The following is a 22,112-nucleotide window of genomic DNA, read 5'->3' as shown; positions in this document are numbered from 1 at the left end:
CGGTGTAAGGGAAAGTCAGTTGTCGCGCGTAGCTGACCGCCGCGCGACGTCGCCGGCGGCCAGGTACGCGAGGCCGAACGCGGGCAGCAACCCGTTGCCCGGCAGGTACCCCGCGGCGCCGTGCCCCGAGATGCTCGCGGCCGCGCCGCCGGCCGCGTACAGGCCGGGGATCCGGTTGCCGGAAGTGTCCACAACGGCCGCGTTCTCGTCGACCAGCAAACCGCCCTGGGTGTGGAACAGCGCAGGCACCACGCGCACGGCGGCGTACCGGCCCGAAAGCGGCCGCTCCCAGTTCTTGCGGCCGAACTCGTCGGCGCGCTCGCCGCGCGCGATGGCGGCGGCCGCGGCGAGCTCGTCGGCCAACGCGTCCGCCGGCAGCCCGGTCACCGCCGCCAGGCCCGCGGCGTCGTCGGCCCACACGAGCGCACCCGACTCGACGGTGTCCCGGAAGTCCTGGAACGGCTGGCACTGTTCGAAGATCGTCTCGTCGAGCACGATCCAGCCGGTCGACCCGGGCCGCGCCGCGAGCTCCGCGGCGTACTCCGAATAGCCGCGCGTCTCGTCGCCGAAGCGGCGGCCGCCGAGGTCGACGAGGATCGCGCCGTGGATGATCGTCGCCCAGCCGACGAGCGTGCCGGCATTGGCCGCGACAGCGCCGTGGCCCTGGTACGCGTCGAGGAACCCCGTTGCTGCACCGAGCTGTTCGCCGATGCGCAACGCGTCGCCCAGCGACTGGTCGCTGCCCTGGTACAGCGCGCCCGCGATCTCCGGCAGGTACCGGGCGACGAGGTCCTTGTCGGCACCGAAGCCGTTGGTGGCCAGCAGCACGGCCCGTGTCGGGATCTGCTCCTCGACCCCGTCCGGGTAGCGCACGACAACCGCGCGCACTCCGTCCTCATCGGACAGCGCCTCGACCAGCTTCGCCGGCGCGAGCAGCTCGATGTTCTCGTGTTCGGTCACGCGCCGCGCCAGGTGGTCGACCACACCCGAGCCGTGGCGTCCCGGGATCGAGTGGCACCGCGTCACCGTGTGGCCCGGGTAGTTGAAGTCCGTGACCAAAGCAAGCGGCAGCCCGGCTGAATCGGCGAGCCACTCCGCGAGCGGCGCGCTCACCTCCGCCAGGGTCCGGGCCAGCCGCGGGTCGGCCTCGCCCCCGGTCTTCGCCATGATGTCGGCGACGAACTGCTCCGGCGAGTCCTCGACACCCGCCTCGGCCTGCCAGCGCGAACCGGCGCCGGGGAACATCGCGGTGGACATCGACGTGTTGTTGCCGCGCCGGAAGTGCTCGCTCGCCTCGACCACGAGCACGCTCAGGCCCAGCTCAGCCGCACGCAGCGCGCCCGCGAGCCCGCCTCCCGCGCCCGCGACGACGAGGTCGGGTCCGTCGCTCACGAACCCACCTCGACCGTCAGCAGCCGCATCGCCAGCTCCGTGGGGTCGACGACGCGCGCGGGCAGGTCGGCTTCCTCGACGTCGACGGCCGAGCAGCCGTTGATCACCGCCGTCGCGCCGAGCGCGGCGAGTTCGGCCACCGCCTCGCCCAGCGCCCGGTTCCACACCTCGGTTTCGGCGATGGCGGAGAACGGCAGGTCCAGCACGCGGACGCCGGCGAAGTACGCGTCGAGCCCGAACGCGCTGATGCGGCGTTCGAACTCGGCCTTGATCGCCTCGTTGCGCACCACCGCGCCGAACCGCACGCCCTTCGCGGCCAGGTAGGTCGCCGACAGCTTGAGGATGCCGTGCACCGGCCGCGAAGGCTCCGCGACGGCGTCCGGGACGGCCGGGTCCAGCACGCAGTCGGGGAACGCGAGGTCGAACCCGTCGGCGGCCTCCTTCAGCAAAGCGGCGACTTCCCGTTCAGAGTCGCGCACGGACGCGTCGGTGTCCAAAGTGGCCGGCGCGGCCGGCCCGACGTTGCGCAGCTCGATCTGCAAGCCCGGCGGCGCGAGCCGGTCGTAGCGGGCCTGGCGCCGGGAAACCTCTTCGGGCGGCAGGTGGATGGGCGTCACCGCGAGGGCACGCATCAGTTCAGCTCCTTCTCGTTCTCGTCGGCCAGCTCGCGCAGCGCCGCGCCGACGCGGGGCAGGCCGGGCAATTCGCGGCCGAGCGCGGCGGCCCGGGCCACGAGTGCGGGCTGCCGCGGCAGCCACGTGGTGAGCAGGCCGAGCACGTCGCGCTCGGTCAGCGGGTGGTGGTCGGCGTCGCCGACGGGGTTGGGCACCTCACGCGTGAGCGTCGCGCCGTCGTCGAAGGACACTTGCACGCGGGTGGCGCGTTCGTCGGGCAGGCGCGCGGTGAGGTCGGGCGCCTCGACGAGCCGCACCCGGCGCGCCAGCGCGCGCACCGCCGGGTCGTCGATCACGCTGGCCGGGCCGACCTCGCCGGCGAGCGCGGCCGTCGCCACCACGAACGGCGTGGAGAACATCGCCGAGAGCCGGTTCGACCAGTCCACTCCCGACAGTCCGGCGCCCAGGACGTGGCTCTCCACCACGATCTTGGTGATGCCTTCGGTGCGGAACCCCGGCTCGCCCCGCAGGTCCAGCACGGCGTCGGCCGCCGGGTGCGTGAACGAGCAGGACGCGTGGCGCTTGAAGTAGCCGCGCGTGATGTCCCAGCGCACCCCGAGGTCCGCGGTCAGCTCGGCCGCGTCGAACGAGCCGAGCAGGGTGCCGAGCGAGAGCGCGGCCGTGCCGGTGACACGCGCCACGCCCGCCGCCGCCATCCGCGCGGCGGCGAGCCCGGACGTCGCCGAAGCGCCCAGCCACGCGTTGCGCACCGGGTTGCCCTGCGTCGCCGAGTCGAAGTGGCCGGCGATCGCCATGCCGGCCGCGGTGTCGATGGCCGCCGCGGCCGCGCCCGGTGCCAGCCCGAGCAACCGCGCGCACCCGGCCGCGGCGCCAGGCACGCCCCAGCTGCCGTGCGGGTGCGCGCCCGCCTGCAACGTGGTCGCACGACCGAAGCGCGACGCGACCTCGTACGCCGCCAGCAGCGCGGCCGCGGTGTCGGCGCCCGTGCTGTCCAGCTCGGCCCCCAGCGCCAGCACGGCCGGGAAGCCGTGCGCCGCGGGGTGGCCCTTGGCGTACTTGTTGCCCTCGTCGAGTTCGAGCGACACGAGGGCCATGGCGTTCAGCCACGCGGCGGAATCGGTGGCGGCGAGCCGGCCGCCCCCGATCAGCGGGGCCGGGCCGCCGGGCGCGCGCCACGCCGCGACGAGCGCCCGCTGTTCGGGCAGCGTGGCCCCGACTGCGGTCACCCCGAGCACGTCGAGCAGCACGAGGGCGAGCCGGTCCAGCACGGCTTCCGGCACGGCCGTGACGTCCACTTCGGACACCCACGCACCGAGTGCCGCCGTGGCTTCCGCTGCCTGTTCGGTCCTCACAGTCCCAAGTACGCCTTCCTGACCCGGTTGTCGCCCGCGAGCTCGGCGCCGGTCCCTGCCAGCACAGTAGCTCCGCTCTCGAGCACGTACGCGCGGTCCGCGATCGCCAGCGCCTGCTTGGCGTTCTGCTCCACCAGCAGCACCGCCACGCCGGTGTCGCGGATCCGCTGCACGGCTTCCAGCATCGTCCACGTGAGCTTCGGCGACAGCCCGGTCGACGGTTCGTCGAGCATCAGCAGCCGCGGCCCGGCCATGAGCGCCCGGCCGATGGCGAGCATCTGCTGCTGTCCGCCGCTGAACGTCTGCGCGACCGTGGTGCGGCGCTCGGCGAGCACCGGGAACAGCTCGTAGACCTCGTTCAGCGACTCGGCGGCCTGCGCAGAAGTACGCGTCCACGCGCCCATGCGGAGGTTCTCCTCCACGGTGAGCGTGCCGAACAGCGCCCGGTCCTCGGGCACGTGCACGAGGCCGTCGCGCACGAGCTGGTCCGGGCGCCGGCCCGCGGTCGGCGCGCCGTCGAGCGTGATGCTGCCCGACATCGGTTTCAGCTGGCCGCAGATGCTGCGCAACGTCGTGGTCTTGCCGGCGCCGTTGGCCCCGACGAGCGCGACGATCTCGCCTTCGCGCAGCTCCAGGTCCACGTCGTGGAGGATGCGCATGCGCCCGTAACCGGCACACACGTTGTCAAGCTTCAGCACGGGTCGGCTCCTCCCCGAGGTAGGCGTCGATGACCCGCGGGTCGCTGGTGACCGCTTCCGGCGACCCGACGGCGAGCACCCGGCCCTGGTCGAGCACCAGCACGCGGTCGGCCAGCCGCATCACCGCGGCCATGATGTGCTCGATGAACACCAGCGTCACGCCCTTCTGCTCGCGTAGCGTGGCGAGCAGGTCCAGCACGGGTTCACGCTCGGCGGGCACGAGACCGGCGAGCACCTCGTCGAGCAGCAGCACCTTCGGCCGCATCGCGAGCGTGCGCGCGAGCTCCAGGCGTTTGAGTCCCGCCGTCGGCAGGTCGGGCGCCGGGCGGTGCGCCCACGGCCCGAGGCCCACGCGCTCGACGACGTCCAGCGCGTGCGCCCGCAGCTTCCTGGCGCCGAACCGGTGGTGCTGCGCGGCCAGGCTCACGTTCTCCAGCACGGTCATGCTCGAAAACGGCCGCATCAGCTGGAACGTGCGCACCATCCCGGCGCGCGCGATGCGGTCCGGCGACCGGCCCGTCACATCGGCGCCGGCCAGGTGCACGCGGCCGCTGTCGGGCGCGAGCGCGCCGGAGATCACGTTGAACAACGTGGTCTTGCCCGCGCCGTTGGGCCCGATCACCCCGAGGATCTCCCCCTCGGCGACCTCGAAGTCCACATCGGACAGCGCCCGCAGCCCGCGGAACGCCTTGCCGACGCCGTCGACCTGCACGATGCTCATCGCCGCCACCTCGCCGCCAGCGTTCCGACAATGCCCTTCGGCAGCAGCCGCACGATGAGGATCAGCAGCACGGCGTAGAGCACCACGTCGAGCCCGCTGCGGCCCTGCAGGAACCCGAGGAACCCGGGTGGTGTGCGCAGCAGCGTCGCCGTGACGTCCGTGAGCGAGCCGACGATGATCGCGCCCACCACCGGGCCCCAGATCGTGCCGATCCCGCCGATCACGACGGGCACGATCGCCTGGATCGAGATCGCGGAACCGAACCCGAGGTCAGGGTTCACGAACAGGTAGTACTGCGTGTAGAAGGCGCCCGCCACGGCCGTGATCGCGGCCGAGAGCGCCACGGTCGCCAGCTTGTGCCGCATCACCGGCGCGCCCAGCGACGCGGCCGCCAGCTCGTCGTCGCGGATGGCGGTGACGTAGCGACCGGTGCGCGAGTGCAGGAAGGCGATGCTGATCGCGACCGCGGCCCCGGCCAGCACGAGCGCCACCCAGAAGTAGGCGGGCGAATCGGCCGGGAACTGGATCAGCGACAGCGACGAGCCCTGGATCAGCGGCACGCTGAAGCCCACTGCCTTGTTGGCGAACGCACTGCTCGTGACGATCAGCCGCAGCATCTCGGCGAACGCGAACGTCGCCAGCGCGAAGTACGCGCCCTGCAGCTTGTAGCGGAACGAGAAGTACCCCACGAGCACGGCCACCGCGGCGGCCACCACCATGCCGGCGAGCATGCCGAGCCACGGCGACACGTTGTGCTTCACCAGCAGGTACGCGCTGGTGTAGGCGCCGAGCCCGAAGTACGCGGCGTGGCCGAAACTGAACATCCCGCCGAAGCCGCTCATGATGTTCCAGCCCACCGCCATGAGCAGGAAGATCAGGATGCGCACAGCGACCGCGCCCTGCGCCGCCGGCAGGATCAGCGGCAGCGGGATCGCGACGAGCACGAGGATCGCGAGGATGAGGTACTGCCGGTTCTGCGGCCGCAGCGGCGGCGCCTTGGCGGTGTCCTTCACCGCCGGTCCGGCAATCGTGATCGTACTCATGCGCGCACCTCGCCGGCGCTCGGCGCGGCGACCTGAGCGCCGCACGCTGTGGTCAATGGTTCGGTCACAAGCTCCCTCACGCGCGCCTCCCGAACAGGCCCTGCGGACGGAGGAACAGCACCAGCACGAACACCACGAACACGCCGAGCAGGGAGCTCTGGCCGCCGAGGTAGATCGTGGTGAGCTGCTCGACCAGCCCGATCAGCAGGCCGCCGACGAGGGCGCCGACGACGTTGCCCATCCCGCCGAGCACGACCACGACAAAGGCGGTGATGTTGAACTGCTCGCCGAGCGTGGGCGTCACGGTCACCAGTGGTCCCGCCAGCGCGGCCGCGGCCCCGGCGCACGCTGTGCCGATGGCGAACGTCAGCGTGTGGATCCGCCGCACGTTGATGCCCACAAGCTCCGCTCCCGGGCCGTGGGCGGCGACGGCTCGGATCGCCGTGCCGAGCCGGGTGCGGCGCAACAGCCAGAACAGCGCGGCGCCGAGCAGGATCGCACCGACGAACGCGTAGAGCCGCGAACCCGCGACGACCGCGCCCAGCAGTGGGAACTGGAAGTCGCCCGGCAGATCGATGGTCTTCGGCTCGGCACCGAAGAACATCAGCAGCCCGTTCTCCAGCAGGAGCGAGAGCCCGAGCGTGATGAGCAGCTGGTTCTCCAGCGTCTTGCCGGCGTTGCCCGACAGCAACCCGCGGTGCACGGCGGCACCGACGAGGAACAGCGCGGGCACCGCCACGACCAGCGTGAGGTAGGGGTGCATGCCGGTCGCCTGCACCATGCCGAAGGAGATGAACATCGCGACGGCCAGCAGTGCGCCGTGCGCGAAGTTGACGATGTCGAGCACGCCGAAGATCAGCGTCAGCCCCATCGCGATGAGGCCGTAGAGCCCGCCGGTGAGAATGCCGGTGACCACCGACTGCCACACCACGAGCGCGGAGCCCGACATCAGCAGCGCGACGAGGATCGCGACCACGACGAGCGCGCCGACCACGCCGGCGCGGCTGAGGAAAGCCTTGCGCTGCTGGGCTTTGTTGTCGTCCGGAGGGGAGAATTCGGGGGCGAGTGCCGCCCCGGGGGAGGTGTCGAGATCGCTCATGGCCGCCATGTCACCGTGTAGTCGGGCCGGGATTCGGCTTTGTCCGGGGGAAAGACCTGCTTGACCTGCCCGTCCTGCACCTGCATGAGGACGGGGAACGCGTTGCGGTTGTCTCCGTTCGGGGCGAAGGAGATGGGTCCGTGACCCACGGTCAGGGGTGCGACCTGGGATGCGGCGATCGCGTCGCGGACCTTCTCGGGGTCGGTGCTCGAGGCCTTCTCGACCGCCGCGGCGATGACCTGGACCGCGTCGTAGGACAGCACCGCGCCGGTGCGCATCGGGTCACCGAACTGGCGCTGGTACTGGGCGCGCAACGCGAGGGTTTCCGCGTTGGTGGCGTCGTAGTGGTAGTTGGTGCTGAAGTACAGATCGCCCAGCTTGCCCGCATCGGTGACGAACTTCGGCTGGTCGTAGGCGCCATTGGAGACGCCCCACACGGCGTCGAGCGCCGGTTTCACCGACTCGATGGCCTTCGCCGCCAGCAAGCTGTCGCGGTAGTAGCCCGCGACAGCCAGCACGTCGGCGCCTGAGGCCTTGACCTGCGTGATCTGCGCCGTGAGGTCGCTGACCGTGGTGGCGTCGTAACTGATGTTCGGCCCGACCGCGATGCCGAGCTTCTGCGCGGCGGCGGTGAACGCGTCGGCCGCGCCGCTGCCGAAGTCGCTCTGCTCGTGCAGGAACGCGACCTTGTGGACCGGTTTCCCGGCCTGCTCCGAAACCTCCTTGAGGTACTGGGCGGCGGCCGTGGCGATGGCCTGGCTGCCGGGCTGAACGCGGAACGAGTACCGGTAACCGTGTTTGAAGATCGCGTCCGACGCGGTCACGTCCATGACGAACGGGACCCGGTTGCGTTCCGCGACCACGGCGACGTTGGTGCTCACCGCACTCTGGTAGGTGCCGACGACGGCGACCGCGCCGGCGGAGATGAGCCGCTGGGCCTCGCTCTGCCCGATGTCGGCCTTGCCCTGAGTGTCGCCCGTGATGAGCTCGACCTTGCGGCCGCCGAGCGACTTGATGCCGCCGGCCGCGTTGATCGCGTCGACCGCCATTTGCGCACCTCGGCGCATCTGGAGGCCGTCGACGGCGTTCGACCCGCTGACGGGGTGGAGCGCGGCGATCTTCACCGGGCCCACGTCGCGTCCCGCGGCCGCACCGCCCGCCCCCGCCGGGGCCGAACCCCCGCACCCGGCGGCCGCGAACAGGGCGCACGCGCTGAGCACGGCGATGAGCATTCGCGCGGACATGTCACCTCTTCCCAATGGAAGCCTCTTCCCGCTGGAAGGGTCGGCGTTCCGCTTGGAGAAACGCCAGGAATGTTGCCGGACATCGTGACACTGGCCTCGCGGTCTGGTCAATATCTGCGCATAACTTGACGGAACGCCGTGATCAGTGCGAACTTGAGAACCAGTCCACGACACGGGCTGGAAACATCGCATTGACTCTTGTTCCTCCCGGCGAAACGATGGCCCCAGGCTCGCGCGCCGGACGAGAAAGGCAGGTAGGCCCCATGACGGGCGCTTTGTCCGGGATCCGGGTACTCGACACCGCCACCCTGTTCGCCGGCCCGCTGGCCGCGACGCTGCTGGGCGACTACGGCGCCGAAGTGATCAAGATCGAGCACCCGAACGGCGACCCGGTCCGCAGCCACGGCGCGCAGCGCGACGGGGTCGGCCTGTGGTGGAAGATCCTCGGCCGCGGCAAGAAGGCGATCACGCTCTACCTGGGGTCACCCGAGGGCCAGGAGGTGTTCCGCAAGCTGGTGGCCGACGCCGACGTGGTCGTCGAGAACTTCCGGCCGGGCACGCTCGAGCGCTGGGGCCTGGGCTACGACGAGCTGAGCAAGATCAACCCGGGCCTCGTGCTCACGCGCGTGACCGGGTTCGGGCAGGTCGGCCCGTACGCCAAGCGTCCCGGCTTCGGCACGCTCGCCGAGGCCATGAGCGGATTCGCCGCGATCACGGGCGAGCCCGACGGCCCGCCGACGCTGCCGCCGTTCGGCCTCGCCGACGGCATCGCAGCGCTGACCACCGCGTTCGCCGTGATGACCGCGCTGCGGGCACGCGAGCAGACGGGCCGCGGGCAGGTGGTGGACCTCGCCATCATCGAGCCGATCCTCACCCTGCTGGGGCCGCAGATCATCGCCTACGACCAGCTCGGCACGCTGCAGCCGCGCACCGGCAACCGGTCGACGAACAACGCGCCGCGCAACACCTACCGCACGCGGGACGGGAGCTGGGTCGCGATCTCCACGAGCGCGCAGTCGATCGCGGAGCGCGTGATGCGGCTGGTCGGGCGTCCCGAGCTCGTCGACGAACCGTGGTTCGCCAGCGGCGCGGAACGCGCGAAGCACGCCGACGAGCTCGACGAAGCCGTCGGCTCGTGGATCGCCGAGCGCGATCGCGACGACGTGGTCAAGGCGTTCGAAGAAGCGCAGGCCGCCGTCGCCCCGATCTACACCGCGGCCGACGTGATGACCGACCCGCAGTTCGCCGCGCTCGGCAGCATCACGACCGTCGACGACGCGGAGCTCGGCCCGGTGAAGATGCAGAACGTGCTGTTCCGGCTGTCGGAGACGCCCGGCTCGATCACCTCCGCCGGTGCCCCGCTGGGCGCCCACACGGCCGAAGTCCTCGGCCGCTACGGCTTCGGCGAGCCGGAACTGGCACGGCTGCGCGAAAAGGGCGTGATCAAGTGACCGTGATCCGCTCCTGGCTCTACGTCCCCGGCGACCGGCCCGAGCGCATCGCGAAAGCGCTCGCGGGGCCGGCCGACGCGGTGATCGTGGACCTGGAGGACGCCGTCTCGGTGGCGGCCAAGGAAGACGCGCGGCGCACGGTGCTGAAGACGCTGGCGGAAGGAGCCGAATTCGTCGTCCGCGTCAACGCGCCGGCCACGCCGACCGGCGAAGCGGACGTCGCCGCGCTGGCCGCGGCTTCCGAGAAGCCCACCGGGGTGCGCGTGCCCAAGGCCGAGGACCCGGCCGAGCTGAGGCGGGTCGCCGACGCGCTCGGCGTGCCGGTGTACCCGATCCTCGAGTCGGCGCTGGGCGTGGAGAACGCGCTCGCGCTGGCCACCGCGCACCCGCTCGTCGCGGGGATTTCCCTCGGTGAAGCGGATCTCGCGGCGGACCTTCGCGTGGCCGGCGGCGACGCGTTGACGTGGCCGCGCTCCAGAATCGTCGTGGCCGCCCGCGCGGCCGGGCTGCCGAGCCCGGTGCAGAGCGTGTGGACGGCCGTGCGCGATCTCGACGGGTTGCGCGCGAGCACCGAAGCGGGGCGGCGCGCCGGGTTCTTCGGCCGATCGGTGATCCACCCCGCCCAGATTCCCGTGGTGCACGAGGTGTGCGCCCCCGATCCGGCGGAGACGGCGTGGGCGAGTGAACTGCTCGGCCGCCTCGAGTCCTCGGGCGACGCCGCCTGGATCGATGACCACGGACAGTTCGTCGACGCCGCGATCGTGGCCCGCGCCCGGTGGGTGCTCGCGCTCGCGGAGTCGGGAGAAAAGCAGGTCACTGATCCGGTCAAAAGCAGGCCGGCCCCGGAGAACGACGTAACCGTTGCTACGTAAAGGTTTCGGCCGTGACTGTGGTCGGATCAGTAACGAACGGCACAGTGAGGAAGGCACGCACTCATGACACGTACCCAGGATCCGTTGCTGGCGGCGGTTTCCGGCGGGGTCCGGCTGATCGAGCTCGGTCAGCCGTTCTTCACCGGCATGCCCTGCTCGCCGAACCATCCCGGGTTCCGGATGACCCTGATCCGCCGCCACGGCGACATGCGCCGCCCTGACGGCGGTTCGGCGGCCAATGAGATCATCGTGACCGGCGGGCACGTCGGCACCCACATCGACGCGCTCTCGCACGTCAGCCACGACGGCGAGTTGCACGGCGGCGTCGACGCCGCCGAAGCCCAGCAAGGCGGGGTGTTCCGCACGCACGGTGCCGAGCACCTGCCCGGCCTGCTGCGGCGCGCGGTGCTGCTCGACGTCGCCGCCGTCCACGGGGTGCCGACGCTGCAGCCGGGTTACGGCGTCACGGCCGAGGACCTCGACGCCGCCGCGAAGCGCGCGGGCACCGAGCCCGGCCCCGGCGACGTCGCGCTCATCCGCACCGGCTGGGCGCGCAACTTCGGTGACACGGCGGCATACCTGGGCAAGGAAACGGGGGTGCCGGGCGCCGACACGTCGGCCGCGGAGTGGCTGGCGGCGCGCGAGGTCGTCGCGACGGGTTCGGACACGACCGCGTTCGAGCAGATCCCGGCCGGTGCCGGCCACGCCGTGCTGCCGGTGCACCGGATCCTGCTGGTGCAGTCGGGGATCTTCATCATGGAGCACCTGAACCTGGAAGCCGTGGCGGAAGAAGGGCTGGCGGAGTTCGCGTTCCTGCTGGCGCCCCTGCGCATCGTCGGCGGAACCGGGTCGCCCGTGCGCCCGCTCGCGGCGGTGACGGCATGACGCAGACGATCGTGCAACGCGTCGCCGAGTTCGCGGCTTCGGTGCGGGCCAAGGGACTTCCGCCGGAGCTGCGCGACGACGCCGCCCGGCGCGTGCTCGACGTGCTGGGCAACAGCCTCGCCGCCACGTCCGAGCGGCCGGCGAAGGCCGTCGGCGCGCTGGTGCAGGAGTGGGGCGGGTCCGGCCGGGCCACGGCCATCGGGCTCGCCGCGAAGCTCCCCGACCCGAGCGCGGCCCTGCTCAACGGCACGCTCGCGCACTCCCTCGACTTCGACGACACGCACCTGCCGTCGGTGCTGCACCCGTCCGCGTCGGTCGTGCCGGCGGCGCTCGCCGTCGCCGAATCCCGCGGCGCCACCGGGGCGCAACTGCTCGACGCGATCGGCGTCGGCGTGGAGATCACCGTGCGCCTGGGTATGGCCGGCTACGACGAGGAACTCGGCAACTCGGTGTTCTTCGAGCACGGCCTGCACGCCACGGCTATCTGCGGTGCTTTGGGCGCCGCGGCTTCGGCGGCAATGCTGTCCGATGTGGACGAAGCCGGGATCGCCGACGCGCTCGGCATCGCGGCCAGCATGGGCTCGGGCTTGCTGGAGGCCAACCGCACGGGCGGCACCGTCAAGCGCGTGCACTGCGGCTGGGCGGCGCACGCGGCGGTCTCGGCGGCCGGGATGGCGCGCCACGGCATCACCGGCCCGCCCACCGTGCTGGAGGGCCGGTTCGGCTTCCTGCAGGCCTTCTGCGGCGACCAGGCCCACGTCGACGAGATTGTCGACGGCCTCGGCACGAACTGGGAGCTGCCGGGCATCTTCTTCAAGCCCTATCCGTGCAACCACTTCACCCACGCGGGCATCGACGCCGCGCGGCGGCTGCGGGCGCGCGGCGTGGACCCGGCCGACCTCGACCGTCTCGAGCTCGGCGCGCCGACGGCCGTGCTGCGCACCATCGGCGAGCCGCGCGAGGACAAAGTCCACCCGAAGTCCGGTTACCACGCGGCGTTCTCCGGTCCGTACACGGTCGCGGCGGCGTTCCTCGGCGGCGGCGGGCTCGGCGTGTTCCACGAGGACTTCACCGACGAGGCGGCGGCGAACCCGGAGCGGCTCGCACTGGCGGCGAAGGTGCACTGTGTGCCCGACGCCCGCTGCGACGAGATCTTCCCGCACCAGTTCCCCGCGGTGCTGCGCGCTCGCCTGCGCGACGGCAGCGAAGTGGAGGAGCGCGTGGACGTGAACCGCGGCGGGCCGGACAACCCGCTGGCGGCCGAGGAGCTGGCCACGAAGTTCCGGCTCAACGCCACACGGGTGGTCACTTCGGCAACCGCCGACCGCATCACCGAGCTCACCTACGGGCTCGCAAACCTGGCCGACCTCTCCGAGCTGACCGGGCTGCTGCACGCCTGACACCCCGGCCGGGCGCGGCGTTCGAGCTGTGCCCGGCCGCTTCCCCAAGGCGCGCTTATGGCACCCATCCGCAACCGTGCTGAATCGCCGGCTATCGACAGCGGCCCTCCGGCGGTTGAGTCCCGACGAGAGCCGCGGGGACACCCGGTCCCCGGCCCGTCCGCGGGCGACTCGGCAGACCGGAGAGGACACGGCCATGGGCCAGCAGCTGACCGCCGACGTTCTGGTGATCGGGTTCGGGAAGGGCGGCAAGGTCACCGCCGCGAAGCCGGGTGAGCTCGGCAAGAGCGTGGTGCTCGTGGAACAGTCGGAACGGATGTACGGCGGCACCTGCCCCAACGTGGGCTGCGTGCCCACGAAAGCCCTGGTGCACCACTCACGCAACCGCCAGGCAACCGATCCCGCGCAGGAGTTCTACGAACAGTCGGTGGGCCGGGTGCAGGCGCTGACGTCGTTGTTCCGCGCCGGCAACCACGACTCGCTCAACGGTGCCGACACGATCACGGTGATCACGGGCCGAGCGTCCTTCGTGGACGAACACAGCGTCGGCATCGGCGAGGGCGAGGACCGCCTCACGGTGACCGCCGAGACGATCCTCGTCAACGCCGGGTCGGAGCCGGTGGTGCCGGACATCCCGGGCTTGCGGGGCAATCCGCGGCTGCTCACGAGCACCCAGCTCATCGAGCGCACACAGCTGCCCGAGCGGTTCGCGATCATCGGTGGGGGCTACCTCGGCATCGAGTTCGCCGCGATCTACAACCGGTTCGGCTCGCACGTGACGGTGTTCGAGGCCGCACCGGAGATCCTCGGCCGAGAGGACGACGACGTGGCCGCGGCCGCGCGTGAGATCCTCCTCGAGGAGGGCATCGAACTCGTCACCGGCGCCCACGTCACCGAGGTGCGCGACAGCACCGTCACCTACGAGCAGGGCGGCGCCGCGCACACGGTCGAGGCCGACGCGATCCTGGCGGCCGCCGGGCGCCGGCCGGCCACGGCGAGCCTCGACCTCGCGGCCGCGGGTATCGAAACCGACGCCAGGGGCGCGATCGTGGTCGACGAATTCCTGCGCACCAGCCGACCGCACATCTTCGCGCTCGGCGACGTGAACGGCGGGCCGCAGTTCACCTACGTCTCGCTGGATGACAGCCGGATCGTGCTCGACCAGCTCATCGGCGAGGGCAAGCGCTCGACGACCGACCGCGTCGCCGTGCCGCACACGCTGTTCATGACCCCGCCGCTCGCGACAGTCGGGCTCACCGAGAATGAGGCGCGGACCCAGGGGCGGGCGATCAAGATCGCGAGCCGGCCCGTGGCGGAGATCGTCGCCATGCCGCGGGCGTACGTGGTCGAGGAGACTCGCGGGCTGATGAAGTTCGTGATCGACGCCGAGACCGACGAGATCCTCGGTGCCGCGCTGCTCAGCGTCGACGCGCAGGAGCTGATCAACTCCGTCGCCCTCGCGATGCGCCACGGCATCCGCGCGGCCGAACTCCGGGACGCGATCTACACGCACCCCAGCTCGACGGAGGCGTTCAACGACGTGCTGGGCACGATCGTCCGTTGATCACTTTCGCGCGAAGCTGCCGCGGTAGGCCTGCGGGCTGGTGCCGACCACGCGCTTGAAGCGGTCGCGGAACGACGTCGGCGAGCCGAACCCGACCTGGCCCGCGATGCGGTCGATGCCGTGGTCGGTGACTTCCAGCAGGTACTGCGCCTGGCGGATGCGGGCGCGCAGCAGCCACTGCAGCGGGCTGGTGCCGGTCTGTTCGCGGAAGCGGCGGTTGAGCGTGCGGCTGCTCATGCCGGCGTGGGCGGCGATGTCGTCGAGGGTCAGGTCCTTCGCGCAGTTGTCTTCGAGCCACCTCAGCAGCGGCTCGAGCACCGAACCGCGCGGCGTGGGCGGCTGGTCGTGGACGATGAACTGCGCCTGGCCGCCCTCGCGTTCCAGCGGCATGACCGATAGGCGCGCGGCATCGGCCGCGACCGCGGAGCCGTGGTCGCGGCGGATGAGGTGCAGGCACAGGTCGAGGCCCGCCGCGGCGCCGGCCGAGGTGAGGATGTTCCCGTTGTCGACGTAGAGCACGTCCGGGTCCACCTCGACCTCCGGGTGCAGTGCGGCCAGCTGCGGCGCGGCGGCCCAGTGCGTGGTGGCGCGTTTCCCGTCGAGCAGGCCCGTTGCCGCCAGCACGAACGCACCGGAGCAGATCGACGCGAGGCGGGTGCCGGTGGCCGCGGCCGCACGCAGGGCGTCGATCACCTCGACCGGCACTTCGCCGACCTCGTCGCGGCCGGGGACGATGATCGTGTCCGCTTCGGCGAGGGCTTCGAGCCCGTGCTGCGGCTTGATGGTGAACGCGCCGGCGTCGACGACCGGCGTCGGCCCGCAGACGCGCACGCGGTAACCGGCGCGGCCGTCGGGCAGGCGGGTGCGGTTGAACACCTCGATGGGTGTGGCCAGGTCGAACGGCACGACCTTGTCCAGCGCGAGGACGACCACCGTGTGCATGGCGGGATCCTAGCGGGTAGCGGTGTTCTCGCCACGGCGCGGTTTGTCCCGTTCGCGCGGCCGGGCGATCGAAGTTCACGCCGACGCCGCCGGGCCGGGTATAGCGTGGGCGCCGTGACGCCGATCTTCCAGCTCTCCGACGACCACGTTTCCGCCGAAGCCGCCCTGGATCCGGTGACGGCGACCATGCGCGGGATCACCACCCCCGATCCGGCCGCGCTCACCGACTTCTCCCCCGACGGTTTCGAGGCGCGGGCCGACCAGGCCCGCCGCACACTCGCGACGCTGGCCACGCTCGCACCCGAGTCCCCCGAGGACCGGATCGCGGGCGCGCACCTGAAGGAACGGCTCGAGGCACAGCTCGCGTGGCACGACCTCGGCGAGCCGCTGCGCACGGTGAAGGCGCAGTTCGGCGTGCTGACCTCCCTGCACGACACCGTGAACATGCTGCCGCGCAAGAACGACGACGACTGGCACATCCTCGCCGTACGGCTGGCCGGGATCGAGACGATGCTGGCCGCGTGGCAGACCTCGCTGCGCACCGGTTTGGACCGCGGCCTCGTCGCGGCCCGTCGCCAGGCGCTGGAGACGGCCGGGCAAGCCGAGCGCTTCGCCGGCGCGCACGAAAAGCTCGTGCGCGAGTACGGCGACGGCCCGCTCGCCACCGACCTGCGCTCCGCGGCCGACGCCGCCGACCGCGGCTACACCGATCTCGCCCGGTTTCTCCGTGCGGACTACGCCCCGCGCGCCACGGAGGTGGAAGGCGTCGGCCATGAGCGCTACGCCGCCGGCGCCCGGCTGAGCCTCGGCGCCGACCTCGACATCCGCGAGGCGTACGAGTGGGGCTGGGCCGAACTCGAGCGCATCGAACAGGAACTGGCCGCCGAAGCCGCTTCGATCCGTCCCGGGGTATCCGCCTTGGAAGCCATGGCCATCCTCGACGAAGAGTTCTTCGTGGACGGTGAACCGGCCTATGTGGACTGGCTGCGCGGCGCCCACGACCGCGCCCTGGACGCCGCGGCCGCCCACTTCGACATCCCGGAGCCGCTGCGCGTCATCGACGTCACCCTCGCCCACGGCTCCGGTTCCGGCGCTCCGTACTACACCGGCCCCAGCGAAGACGGTTCCCGCCCGGGCCGCACCTGGTGGCCCCTCAGCGGCCGCACCCGCTTCGCCGTCTGGTCGGAGCTGACGACGGTGTTCCACGAGGGCGTCCCGGGCCACCACCTGCAGATCGGCACCGCCAAACTCGCCGCCGACCAGGTGAGCCGCTTCGCGCGCGTCCATTCCGTCAGCGGCCACGCCGAAGGCTGGGCCCTCTACGCCGAGCGCCTCGCCGACGAACTCGGCTGGTACACCGACCGCGGCACCCGCCTCGGCATGCTCGCGGGCTCCGCCATGCGCGCCGCCCGCGTCGTCATCGACATCGGCGCCCACCTCGACCTGCCCCTGCCCGACGGCTCCCGCTGGAACTTCGACAAAGCCTGCCGCTTCCTCCACGAACGCGGCCTCGCCGCCCAGCACCGCGTCCACGCCGAAGTCGTCCGCTACCTGGGCTGGCCGGGCCAGGCCATCGCCTACAAACTCGGCGAACGCTCATGGCTCCAGGCACGCGCCACCGCCGCCTCCCACCCGGACTTCTCCCTACGTCAGTGGCACCACGACGCCCTAGCCGTGGGCCCCGTCGGCCTGGCCGCCCTCCAGGACGCCCTCAGCACCCCTTAACCCCACACCACACCCACGGCCGCGCAACGACTACGGCCACCGCCCTACGAAGCCCACCAACGCAGCCAGCCCCGGCACCAACCTACAAAGCCCACCAACACACCCAGCCTGGCCTCACCGATCTACAAAACCCACCAGCGCACCCAGTCCCCGCCCAGCACTCGATCCCCGCCTTCTCCGCGGTCTGGACCACGTGTCAAGGTACGCTTTCTCGCCTTGACACGTGGTCCAGACCGCGGCGACCATCAACGATCGGGGTGCCCTACGCAACCAGCCCGGGCGCAACGTTGCGCGCCAGCGCAACGAGCCGCCCGAGCACACCAACTGCCCCGAGACCCCAGCCCGGCCAGAAAGCCACCCTCAACTCTCCACCCGCTTCCGCTGATGCTCGACCACATCCATCAGCACCTTCTTGAACTCCCCATAAACATCACGCCCCAACCGCCGCGCGTGCCGGTCCTGCATCGCCTGCATGATCCGCGCCGCAGCCCGCATCTCCGCCAGCCCACGCTCCGTCGGACACACCAGCTTCGCCCGCCGATCGGCCGGATCCGGGCGCCGCTGCACGTACCCCAGGGACTCCAGCTCGTCGATCATCGTCCCGATGACCTGCTTGTGCTGACCGCTGAGCCGGGACAGCTCGGTCGCCCGCACACCATCCGTGTCGAGGTACGCGAGCACGGCGCCGTGGCGTGGGTGGAGGTCCGCGAAGCCCTGCGCGGCCAAGGACGTGAACAGTTCGTGCTGCACGGCGAACAGCAACCGTCCGGCGAGAACTCCCAGGTCGGGGTTCGTTTCGTTCTTCTCGGCCCGGCTGACCACTCGCCGCCTCCTCCGCGTCGTCGCCGGGCGGTCCCCGCCGGCCCGGTGAGGAGGGAGTCTAAGGCGTCAGACGCGGTCCTCGGGGTTGACATACCCGTCTTCGAGCAGGCCGTGGCGGCGCACGACGGTGTCGAGCGCCGCGACCCAGTGCTCGTAGTACTCCCAGCGGCCCTTCGCGTCGTCCGGCGCCTGCTGCCACGAGCCGATCGACGCGATGAGTTCGCGCTGGAAGTCCTCCCACGCGTAGTGGCCGAACTCCGACAGCGCGACGGCCAGGCCGAACGCCCGCCGCTGCCACTCCTCGTCGAACACGGGCTGCCCGAGGTCCGTGGAGCACGACGAGTGGAACTTGACGTGCCCCTGCTCGTCGTAGTCCAGGACCGTGATGTCGATCGCCACAGCTCGCCCCTCACGCCGCCGGGCCCGCGAGGGCCACGCCGATCATCGATTCGGTCGTCACGAGCTGGGCGAGCTGCTCCTCGCTCCAGCCCTCGGTGCCCTCCGGCCGCGACGGCACGACGAACCACCGCGAGTGCCCGCTGGAGTCCCAGACGCGCACCTCGGTGTCGTCGTCCAGCGGCAGGCCCAGCTCGGCCAGCACGACCCGCGGCTCGCGCGCGGCGCGGGCGCGGAAGACCGGGTCCTTGTACCAGTACGGCGGCAGGCCCAGCACCGGCCACGGGAAGCACGAGCACAGCGAGCAGATCACCAGGTTGTGCACACCGGGCTCGTTCAGCACGGCGGCGATGTGCTCGCCTTCGGCGCCCGCCATGCCGTCGGGCAGGTCCAGCTGCGCGATGGCCCGCGGGGTGTCCTCGGCCAGCAGCCGCGCGAACTCCGGGTCGACCCACGCGCGGGCGACGATCTTCTTGCCGTTGAGCGGCGTCATCTCCGATTCGAAGTAGCCGAGTACCTTGTCTACAGTGGACCCGGTGAGCACGCCTTTTTCGATCAGCAGCCCTTCCAGCGCCCGCACGCGCGCGGCGCTCGACTCCTCGCGATCCGCGGGGTAGGAGAACAGCTCGCTCATCGGCTTCCCTTCGCTTCGGACAGGTAGACCTGGTAGAGCTCGGCGTAGAGCGGACCGGCGTTGCGCTCGGTCTCTTCGCCCCACAGCTCCTGGGGTTCGAACCGCACGACGTAGACGGGCATGGGCTCCCCCAGCCCGTCGCCACCGGTCGAGACGAAGTAGGAGTAGTTGCCCTCGAACACCCGCTGCACGCGGCCGCGGTGCCCGCGCAGGTACCCGGGCAGCCGCGTGTGGTCGGTGGCCGGCGGGTTGCGCACCACGACGTCGTCGCCGACGGCGAACACGGGCTCGGCCGGGCCGCGCCGCGGGGAATCGCCGCGGCGCAGGTAGTCGAGCACCTGGTCGTCGACGGCCGGGTCGCCGTCGTCCGGCAGCGGCGCCGCAGGCTCGGCGCGGAAGCGGCTCGTGGCGGCGTCCAGCTCGGCTTCGGTGACGTAGCCCTGCTCGACGAGATAGGCGGTGATGCCGCCGAGCCACTTCTCGTAGTAGCGGTACTTGAAGTACTCGAACGGGTGCATCGCCTCGGCACCCGAGCGCAGGTGCGCCCACGTCCACGTGGTGTGGAAGGTCGTCGGCACCGCGTCGAGGTCGTAGCCGGCCACCGACTCCCGCAGCGACGAGCTCAGGCCCATCATCGCGGTGTGGATGCCGAAGATCCGCTTCTCCCAGTCCTGTGCGAAAACGCGTTTGTCGAACACCAGTGGGAAACTTTCGAGGCCTTCGAGACCGCCGAGGCCGTGTTGGAGCTTCATCCGCACCACCTTGCGTCGCCGGAAAAAAGCTAACACCGGGCGGCGGTTCGGAACCGGACACGCGGCCCACACATCCAGCCCTTTCTTCCCGGTGGGCTCCCGACGTAGATTCCCGGGATGAGTGTTCCGCACCGGTCCGTGCCGGTCGCCGTGCTGGTGTTCGACGGCGTCCGGCTGCTCGACGTGACCGGCCCACTGGAGGTGTTCGACGTCGCGGCCGAGCTGGGCACCGGCTACGAAGTCATGGTGTGCTCGCCCGACGGGCGCGACATCACCACGTCGAGCGGCCTGCGCCTCGGCGTCGAGCGGGCCGCAGCGGAGGTGTACGGCGTCGACACGCTGCTCGTCCCCGGCGGCGAGTGCCTCGTGAAGCCCGGCGCGGACGCCGAGCTCCTCACCGCGGTCCAGGTCCTCGCCCGCGGCGCCCGGCGCGTGACCTCGGTGTGCGCGGGCGCCTTCGCGCTCGGCGCGGCGGGCCTGCTCGACGGCCGCCGCGCCACCACGCACTGGCGGCACGCCGACACGCTGCAAGACCGCTACCCGAGCGTCGAGGTCGACGCCGAAGCGATCTACGTGCGCGACGGCCGCGTGCTCACCTCCGCCGGCGTCACCTCGGGCATCGACCTCGCGCTCGCCCTCGTGGAGGAAGACGCCGGCGACATCCTGGCGCACGAGATCGCGCGCGAGCTCGTCGTGTTCATGCGCCGCCGCGGGGCCCAGCCGCAGCTGTCGGTGCCGGCCCGCACGCCGCGCCCCCGCCGCGACGTGGTGCGAAACCTGTGCGACGAGGTCGCCGCCGACCCCGCGGGCGACCACTGCCTCACGAGCATGGCCCAGCGCGCCGGCCTCAGCACGCGCCACCTGTCACGGCTGTTCAAACAGGGCACGGGCCAGACGCCCGCCACCTACGTCGCCGCGGTCCGCCGCGAGGCCGCCATCGCCCTCGTGGAGGGCGGCGAAACGATCGCCGCCGCGGCCCGCCGCAGCGGCCTGGGCAGCGACGAAACGCTGCGGCGCCACCTCCGGGCCCAACGCGACGGCGAAAACTGAGCTTCGGCCAAGCGACCGCCGGCACTTCTCCCGGCATCGATTCCGCACGGCAGCACGACCCACGTCCAGACACCGCCCCGCCGCGTGGGCACCCCGCAGGAACGGCCGCAGTCTGGCCCCGTTCAGCAGGCCACCGCACACCTCGCAGGGCAACACTTCCGCCAGCGCAGCCCACGGCGACACACCGCGGCACCACCTCGGCGCACGGGGGCCCCACGCAGCCGCCCAGCGGCAACGGCGACAACCCGGCCCGGCTCAGCCGGCCACCGCACACCTCGCAAACAACACTGCCGCCACGACCCACAGCCAGACACCGCAGCACCACCTCGACGCCCCGCGGCACCACTCACGCACCCGGCAGGAACGGCGGCAGCCAGGCTTGACTCAGCCCGCCGCTGCGCAGGCGTCGCAGGTTCCCCACCACGTCACCTCGGCCGCGTCGACGCGGAAGCCCGGTGCCGACACCGGGTCGAGGCAGGGCGGGGCGCCGACGGCGCACGGCACGTCCTGGATTGCGCCGCAGGTGCGGCAGACGAGGTGGTGGTGGTTGTCGTGGGTCTGCGGCTCGAAGCGAGCGGGCGAACCGGCGGGTTCGAGGGACCGCAGCAGGTCGGCGGAGACGAGGTCTTCCAGCACGTTGTAGAGGCCCTGCCGGGACAGGCCGCCGGCCGCGCCGTCGCTCTCGAGGGTGCCGGCGATTTCCGCCGCGGTGGAGTGCGGGTAGCGCTCGACGGCGGCGAGCACCGCCCGCCGCTGCGGCGTGTTGCGCAGGCCTTTCCGGCGCAACCGCACCCCGAACGCGTCCATGCGGGAACTGTACCTCAGAATTGACTGCATCAACTCTGAGGTGGAGTAGCTCACAGTCGGACCTCGACAACGCCGGTCACCTGCCGATTCGCGAAAGCGAACCACACAGTTGACTTCTTCCGACAATTGACTGCATCAACTCTAGGGTCTACAAAGGTGGGGTGCCCACGACTTCCACTCTTCCTCAGCCGGGGCCGGCGTCGATCGATGCCGGCGAGCGGCTCCGCCGGGCCGGCCTTCGCGTGACCACCGCCCGGCAGGTAGTGCTGGAAACCCTCGCCGAGCAGCCGCACACGACCGTCGCCGAGCTGCTGCCCCACGTCCGCGACCGCCTGCGGTTCGCGTCGACCCGCGCGATCCACGACGTGCTCGCCACCGGCGTCGCGGCGGGGCTCGTCCGCCGTTTCGACACCGTCGGCGTCGCGCAGCGCTATGAACTGACTGGACCTGAGCACGGCCACCTGCTGTGCACCAACTGCGGCCGCCTCGACGCGGTCTGCACCACGGAGGAAGCGATCCTCACCGGCATCTGCTCCCACTGCGCACCCGACGGGCTCCCCCACCCGGCCACGCACTGACCCGGTCACCGGGATTCCACAACACCGCGTCGCCGGTCGGCTGCGGTGGG

21 protein-coding genes and 1 pseudogene are annotated in these 22,112 nt (G+C 71.6%); 8 read left to right on the top strand and 14 right to left on the bottom strand.

The window, feature by feature from the left end; all coding sequences use genetic code 11:
• Positions 1-15: 15 nt before the first annotated feature.
• From I6J71_RS07410 to I6J71_RS07375, 8 genes and pseudogenes are all read right to left on the bottom strand, one after another.
• A complete protein-coding gene (locus I6J71_RS07410) occupies positions 16-1,392 on the bottom strand; it encodes an FAD-binding protein (RefSeq protein WP_204094038.1) in 1,377 nt (458 codons plus the stop codon).
• The gene (locus I6J71_RS07405) at positions 1,389-2,024 is read right to left on the bottom strand and encodes an aspartate/glutamate racemase family protein (RefSeq protein ID WP_204094037.1); all 636 of its coding nucleotides are present in this window, start codon (positions 2,022-2,024) and stop codon (positions 1,389-1,391) included. Before I6J71_RS07405 ends, I6J71_RS07410 begins: the two co-directional genes overlap by 4 nt.
• The gene (locus I6J71_RS07400) at positions 2,024-3,379 is read right to left on the bottom strand and encodes an MmgE/PrpD family protein (RefSeq protein ID WP_204094036.1); all 1,356 of its coding nucleotides are present in this window, start codon (positions 3,377-3,379) and stop codon (positions 2,024-2,026) included. Before I6J71_RS07400 ends, I6J71_RS07405 begins: the two co-directional genes overlap by 1 nt.
• Entirely contained in the window at positions 3,376-4,077 is a 702-nt protein-coding gene (locus I6J71_RS07395; RefSeq protein WP_204094035.1) for an ABC transporter ATP-binding protein, read from the bottom strand. The genes I6J71_RS07400 and I6J71_RS07395 overlap by 4 nt, the downstream gene beginning before the upstream one ends.
• Positions 4,064-4,798 carry an ABC transporter ATP-binding protein gene (locus I6J71_RS07390; RefSeq protein WP_239154500.1) on the bottom strand — a complete coding sequence of 245 codons (735 nt, stop codon included), beginning with the start codon at positions 4,796-4,798 and terminating at the stop codon, positions 4,064-4,066. Before I6J71_RS07390 ends, I6J71_RS07395 begins: the two co-directional genes overlap by 14 nt.
• A complete protein-coding gene (locus tag I6J71_RS07385) occupies positions 4,795-5,841 on the bottom strand; it encodes a branched-chain amino acid ABC transporter permease (protein ID WP_204094033.1) in 1,047 nt (348 codons plus the stop codon). Before I6J71_RS07385 ends, I6J71_RS07390 begins: the two co-directional genes overlap by 4 nt.
• Before the next feature lie 76 nt (positions 5,842-5,917).
• On the bottom strand, positions 5,918-6,940 hold the full coding sequence (locus I6J71_RS07380) for a branched-chain amino acid ABC transporter permease (protein ID WP_239154499.1): 1,023 nt from the start codon (positions 6,938-6,940) through the stop codon (positions 5,918-5,920).
• Between the two features lie 113 nt (positions 6,941-7,053).
• Positions 7,054-8,007 (bottom strand): annotated as a pseudogene (locus tag I6J71_RS07375) (ABC transporter substrate-binding protein); the annotation flags it as partial.
• A 440-nt stretch (positions 8,008-8,447) separates the two neighbouring features.
• On the opposite strand from I6J71_RS07375, the gene I6J71_RS07370 reads away from it, so the two are divergent.
• The 5 genes from I6J71_RS07370 (at position 8,448) to I6J71_RS07350 (ending at position 14,356) form a co-directional block, all read left to right on the top strand.
• On the top strand, positions 8,448-9,635 hold the full coding sequence (locus tag I6J71_RS07370; protein ID WP_204094030.1) for a CaiB/BaiF CoA-transferase family protein: 1,188 nt from the start codon (positions 8,448-8,450) through the stop codon (positions 9,633-9,635).
• Positions 9,632-10,507, top strand: coding sequence for a CoA ester lyase (locus I6J71_RS07365; protein WP_204094029.1), 876 nt, complete (start codon positions 9,632-9,634; stop codon positions 10,505-10,507). The genes I6J71_RS07370 and I6J71_RS07365 overlap by 4 nt, the downstream gene beginning before the upstream one ends.
• Before the next feature lie 63 nt (positions 10,508-10,570).
• On the top strand, positions 10,571-11,392 hold the full coding sequence (locus tag I6J71_RS07360) for a cyclase family protein (protein ID WP_204094028.1): 822 nt from the start codon (positions 10,571-10,573) through the stop codon (positions 11,390-11,392).
• Positions 11,389-12,792 carry an MmgE/PrpD family protein gene (locus I6J71_RS07355; RefSeq protein WP_204094027.1) on the top strand — a complete coding sequence of 468 codons (1,404 nt, stop codon included), beginning with the start codon at positions 11,389-11,391 and terminating at the stop codon, positions 12,790-12,792. Before I6J71_RS07360 ends, I6J71_RS07355 begins: the two co-directional genes overlap by 4 nt.
• A 196-nt stretch (positions 12,793-12,988) precedes the next feature.
• Complete coding sequence (locus I6J71_RS07350) at positions 12,989-14,356, top strand: FAD-dependent oxidoreductase (protein ID WP_204094026.1); 1,368 nt, start codon at positions 12,989-12,991, stop codon at positions 14,354-14,356.
• Here I6J71_RS07350 and I6J71_RS07345 read toward each other — a convergent pair whose 3' ends face one another.
• A complete protein-coding gene (locus I6J71_RS07345) occupies positions 14,357-15,298 on the bottom strand; it encodes a GlxA family transcriptional regulator (protein WP_204094025.1) in 942 nt (313 codons plus the stop codon). It abuts the gene before it with no gap.
• A 114-nt stretch (positions 15,299-15,412) separates the two neighbouring features.
• Here I6J71_RS07345 and I6J71_RS07340 point away from each other — a divergent pair, with 114 nt between their 5' ends.
• The gene (locus I6J71_RS07340) at positions 15,413-17,023 is read left to right on the top strand and encodes a DUF885 domain-containing protein (protein ID WP_204094024.1); all 1,611 of its coding nucleotides are present in this window, start codon (positions 15,413-15,415) and stop codon (positions 17,021-17,023) included.
• 360 nt (positions 17,024-17,383) lie between these two features.
• Here the strand turns inward: I6J71_RS07340 and I6J71_RS07335 are convergent, their stop codons facing one another.
• From I6J71_RS07335 to nthB, 4 genes are all read right to left on the bottom strand, one after another.
• Positions 17,384-17,845 (bottom strand): MarR family winged helix-turn-helix transcriptional regulator, encoded by a 462-nt coding sequence (locus I6J71_RS07335; protein WP_204094023.1) that lies wholly within the window; start codon positions 17,843-17,845, stop codon positions 17,384-17,386.
• A gap of 66 nt (positions 17,846-17,911) precedes the next feature.
• Positions 17,912-18,244: a nitrile hydratase accessory protein gene (locus tag I6J71_RS07330; RefSeq protein ID WP_239154498.1), complete on the bottom strand. Its 333-nt coding sequence runs from the start codon at positions 18,242-18,244 to the stop codon at positions 17,912-17,914.
• Positions 18,245-18,254: 10 nt separating this feature from the next.
• Entirely contained in the window at positions 18,255-18,875 is a 621-nt protein-coding gene (gene nthA / locus I6J71_RS07325; RefSeq protein WP_204094022.1) for a nitrile hydratase subunit alpha, read from the bottom strand.
• The gene (gene nthB / locus I6J71_RS07320; RefSeq protein ID WP_204094021.1) at positions 18,872-19,627 is read right to left on the bottom strand and encodes a nitrile hydratase subunit beta; all 756 of its coding nucleotides are present in this window, start codon (positions 19,625-19,627) and stop codon (positions 18,872-18,874) included. The genes nthA and nthB overlap by 4 nt, the downstream gene beginning before the upstream one ends.
• Positions 19,628-19,744: 117 nt before the next feature.
• On the opposite strand from nthB, the gene I6J71_RS07315 reads away from it, so the two are divergent.
• Entirely contained in the window at positions 19,745-20,677 is a 933-nt protein-coding gene (locus I6J71_RS07315; RefSeq protein WP_204094020.1) for a GlxA family transcriptional regulator, read from the top strand.
• Positions 20,678-21,061: 384 nt separating this feature from the next.
• Here the strand turns inward: I6J71_RS07315 and I6J71_RS07310 are convergent, their stop codons facing one another.
• Positions 21,062-21,484, bottom strand: a complete 423-nt coding sequence (locus I6J71_RS07310; protein WP_204094019.1) for a Fur family transcriptional regulator — start codon at positions 21,482-21,484, stop codon at positions 21,062-21,064.
• A gap of 161 nt (positions 21,485-21,645) precedes the next feature.
• Here I6J71_RS07310 and I6J71_RS07305 point away from each other — a divergent pair, with 161 nt between their 5' ends.
• Complete coding sequence (locus I6J71_RS07305) at positions 21,646-22,062, top strand: Fur family transcriptional regulator (protein WP_204094018.1); 417 nt, start codon at positions 21,646-21,648, stop codon at positions 22,060-22,062.
• Positions 22,063-22,112 lie beyond the last annotated feature (50 nt).

It is taken from the genome of Amycolatopsis sp. FDAARGOS 1241, from assembly GCF_016889705.1.
GTDB lineage: Bacteria > Actinomycetota > Actinomycetes > Mycobacteriales > Pseudonocardiaceae > Amycolatopsis.
Note: the sequence above shows the minus strand (reverse complement) of the source record. Positions and strands in the feature narration are given on the sequence as shown.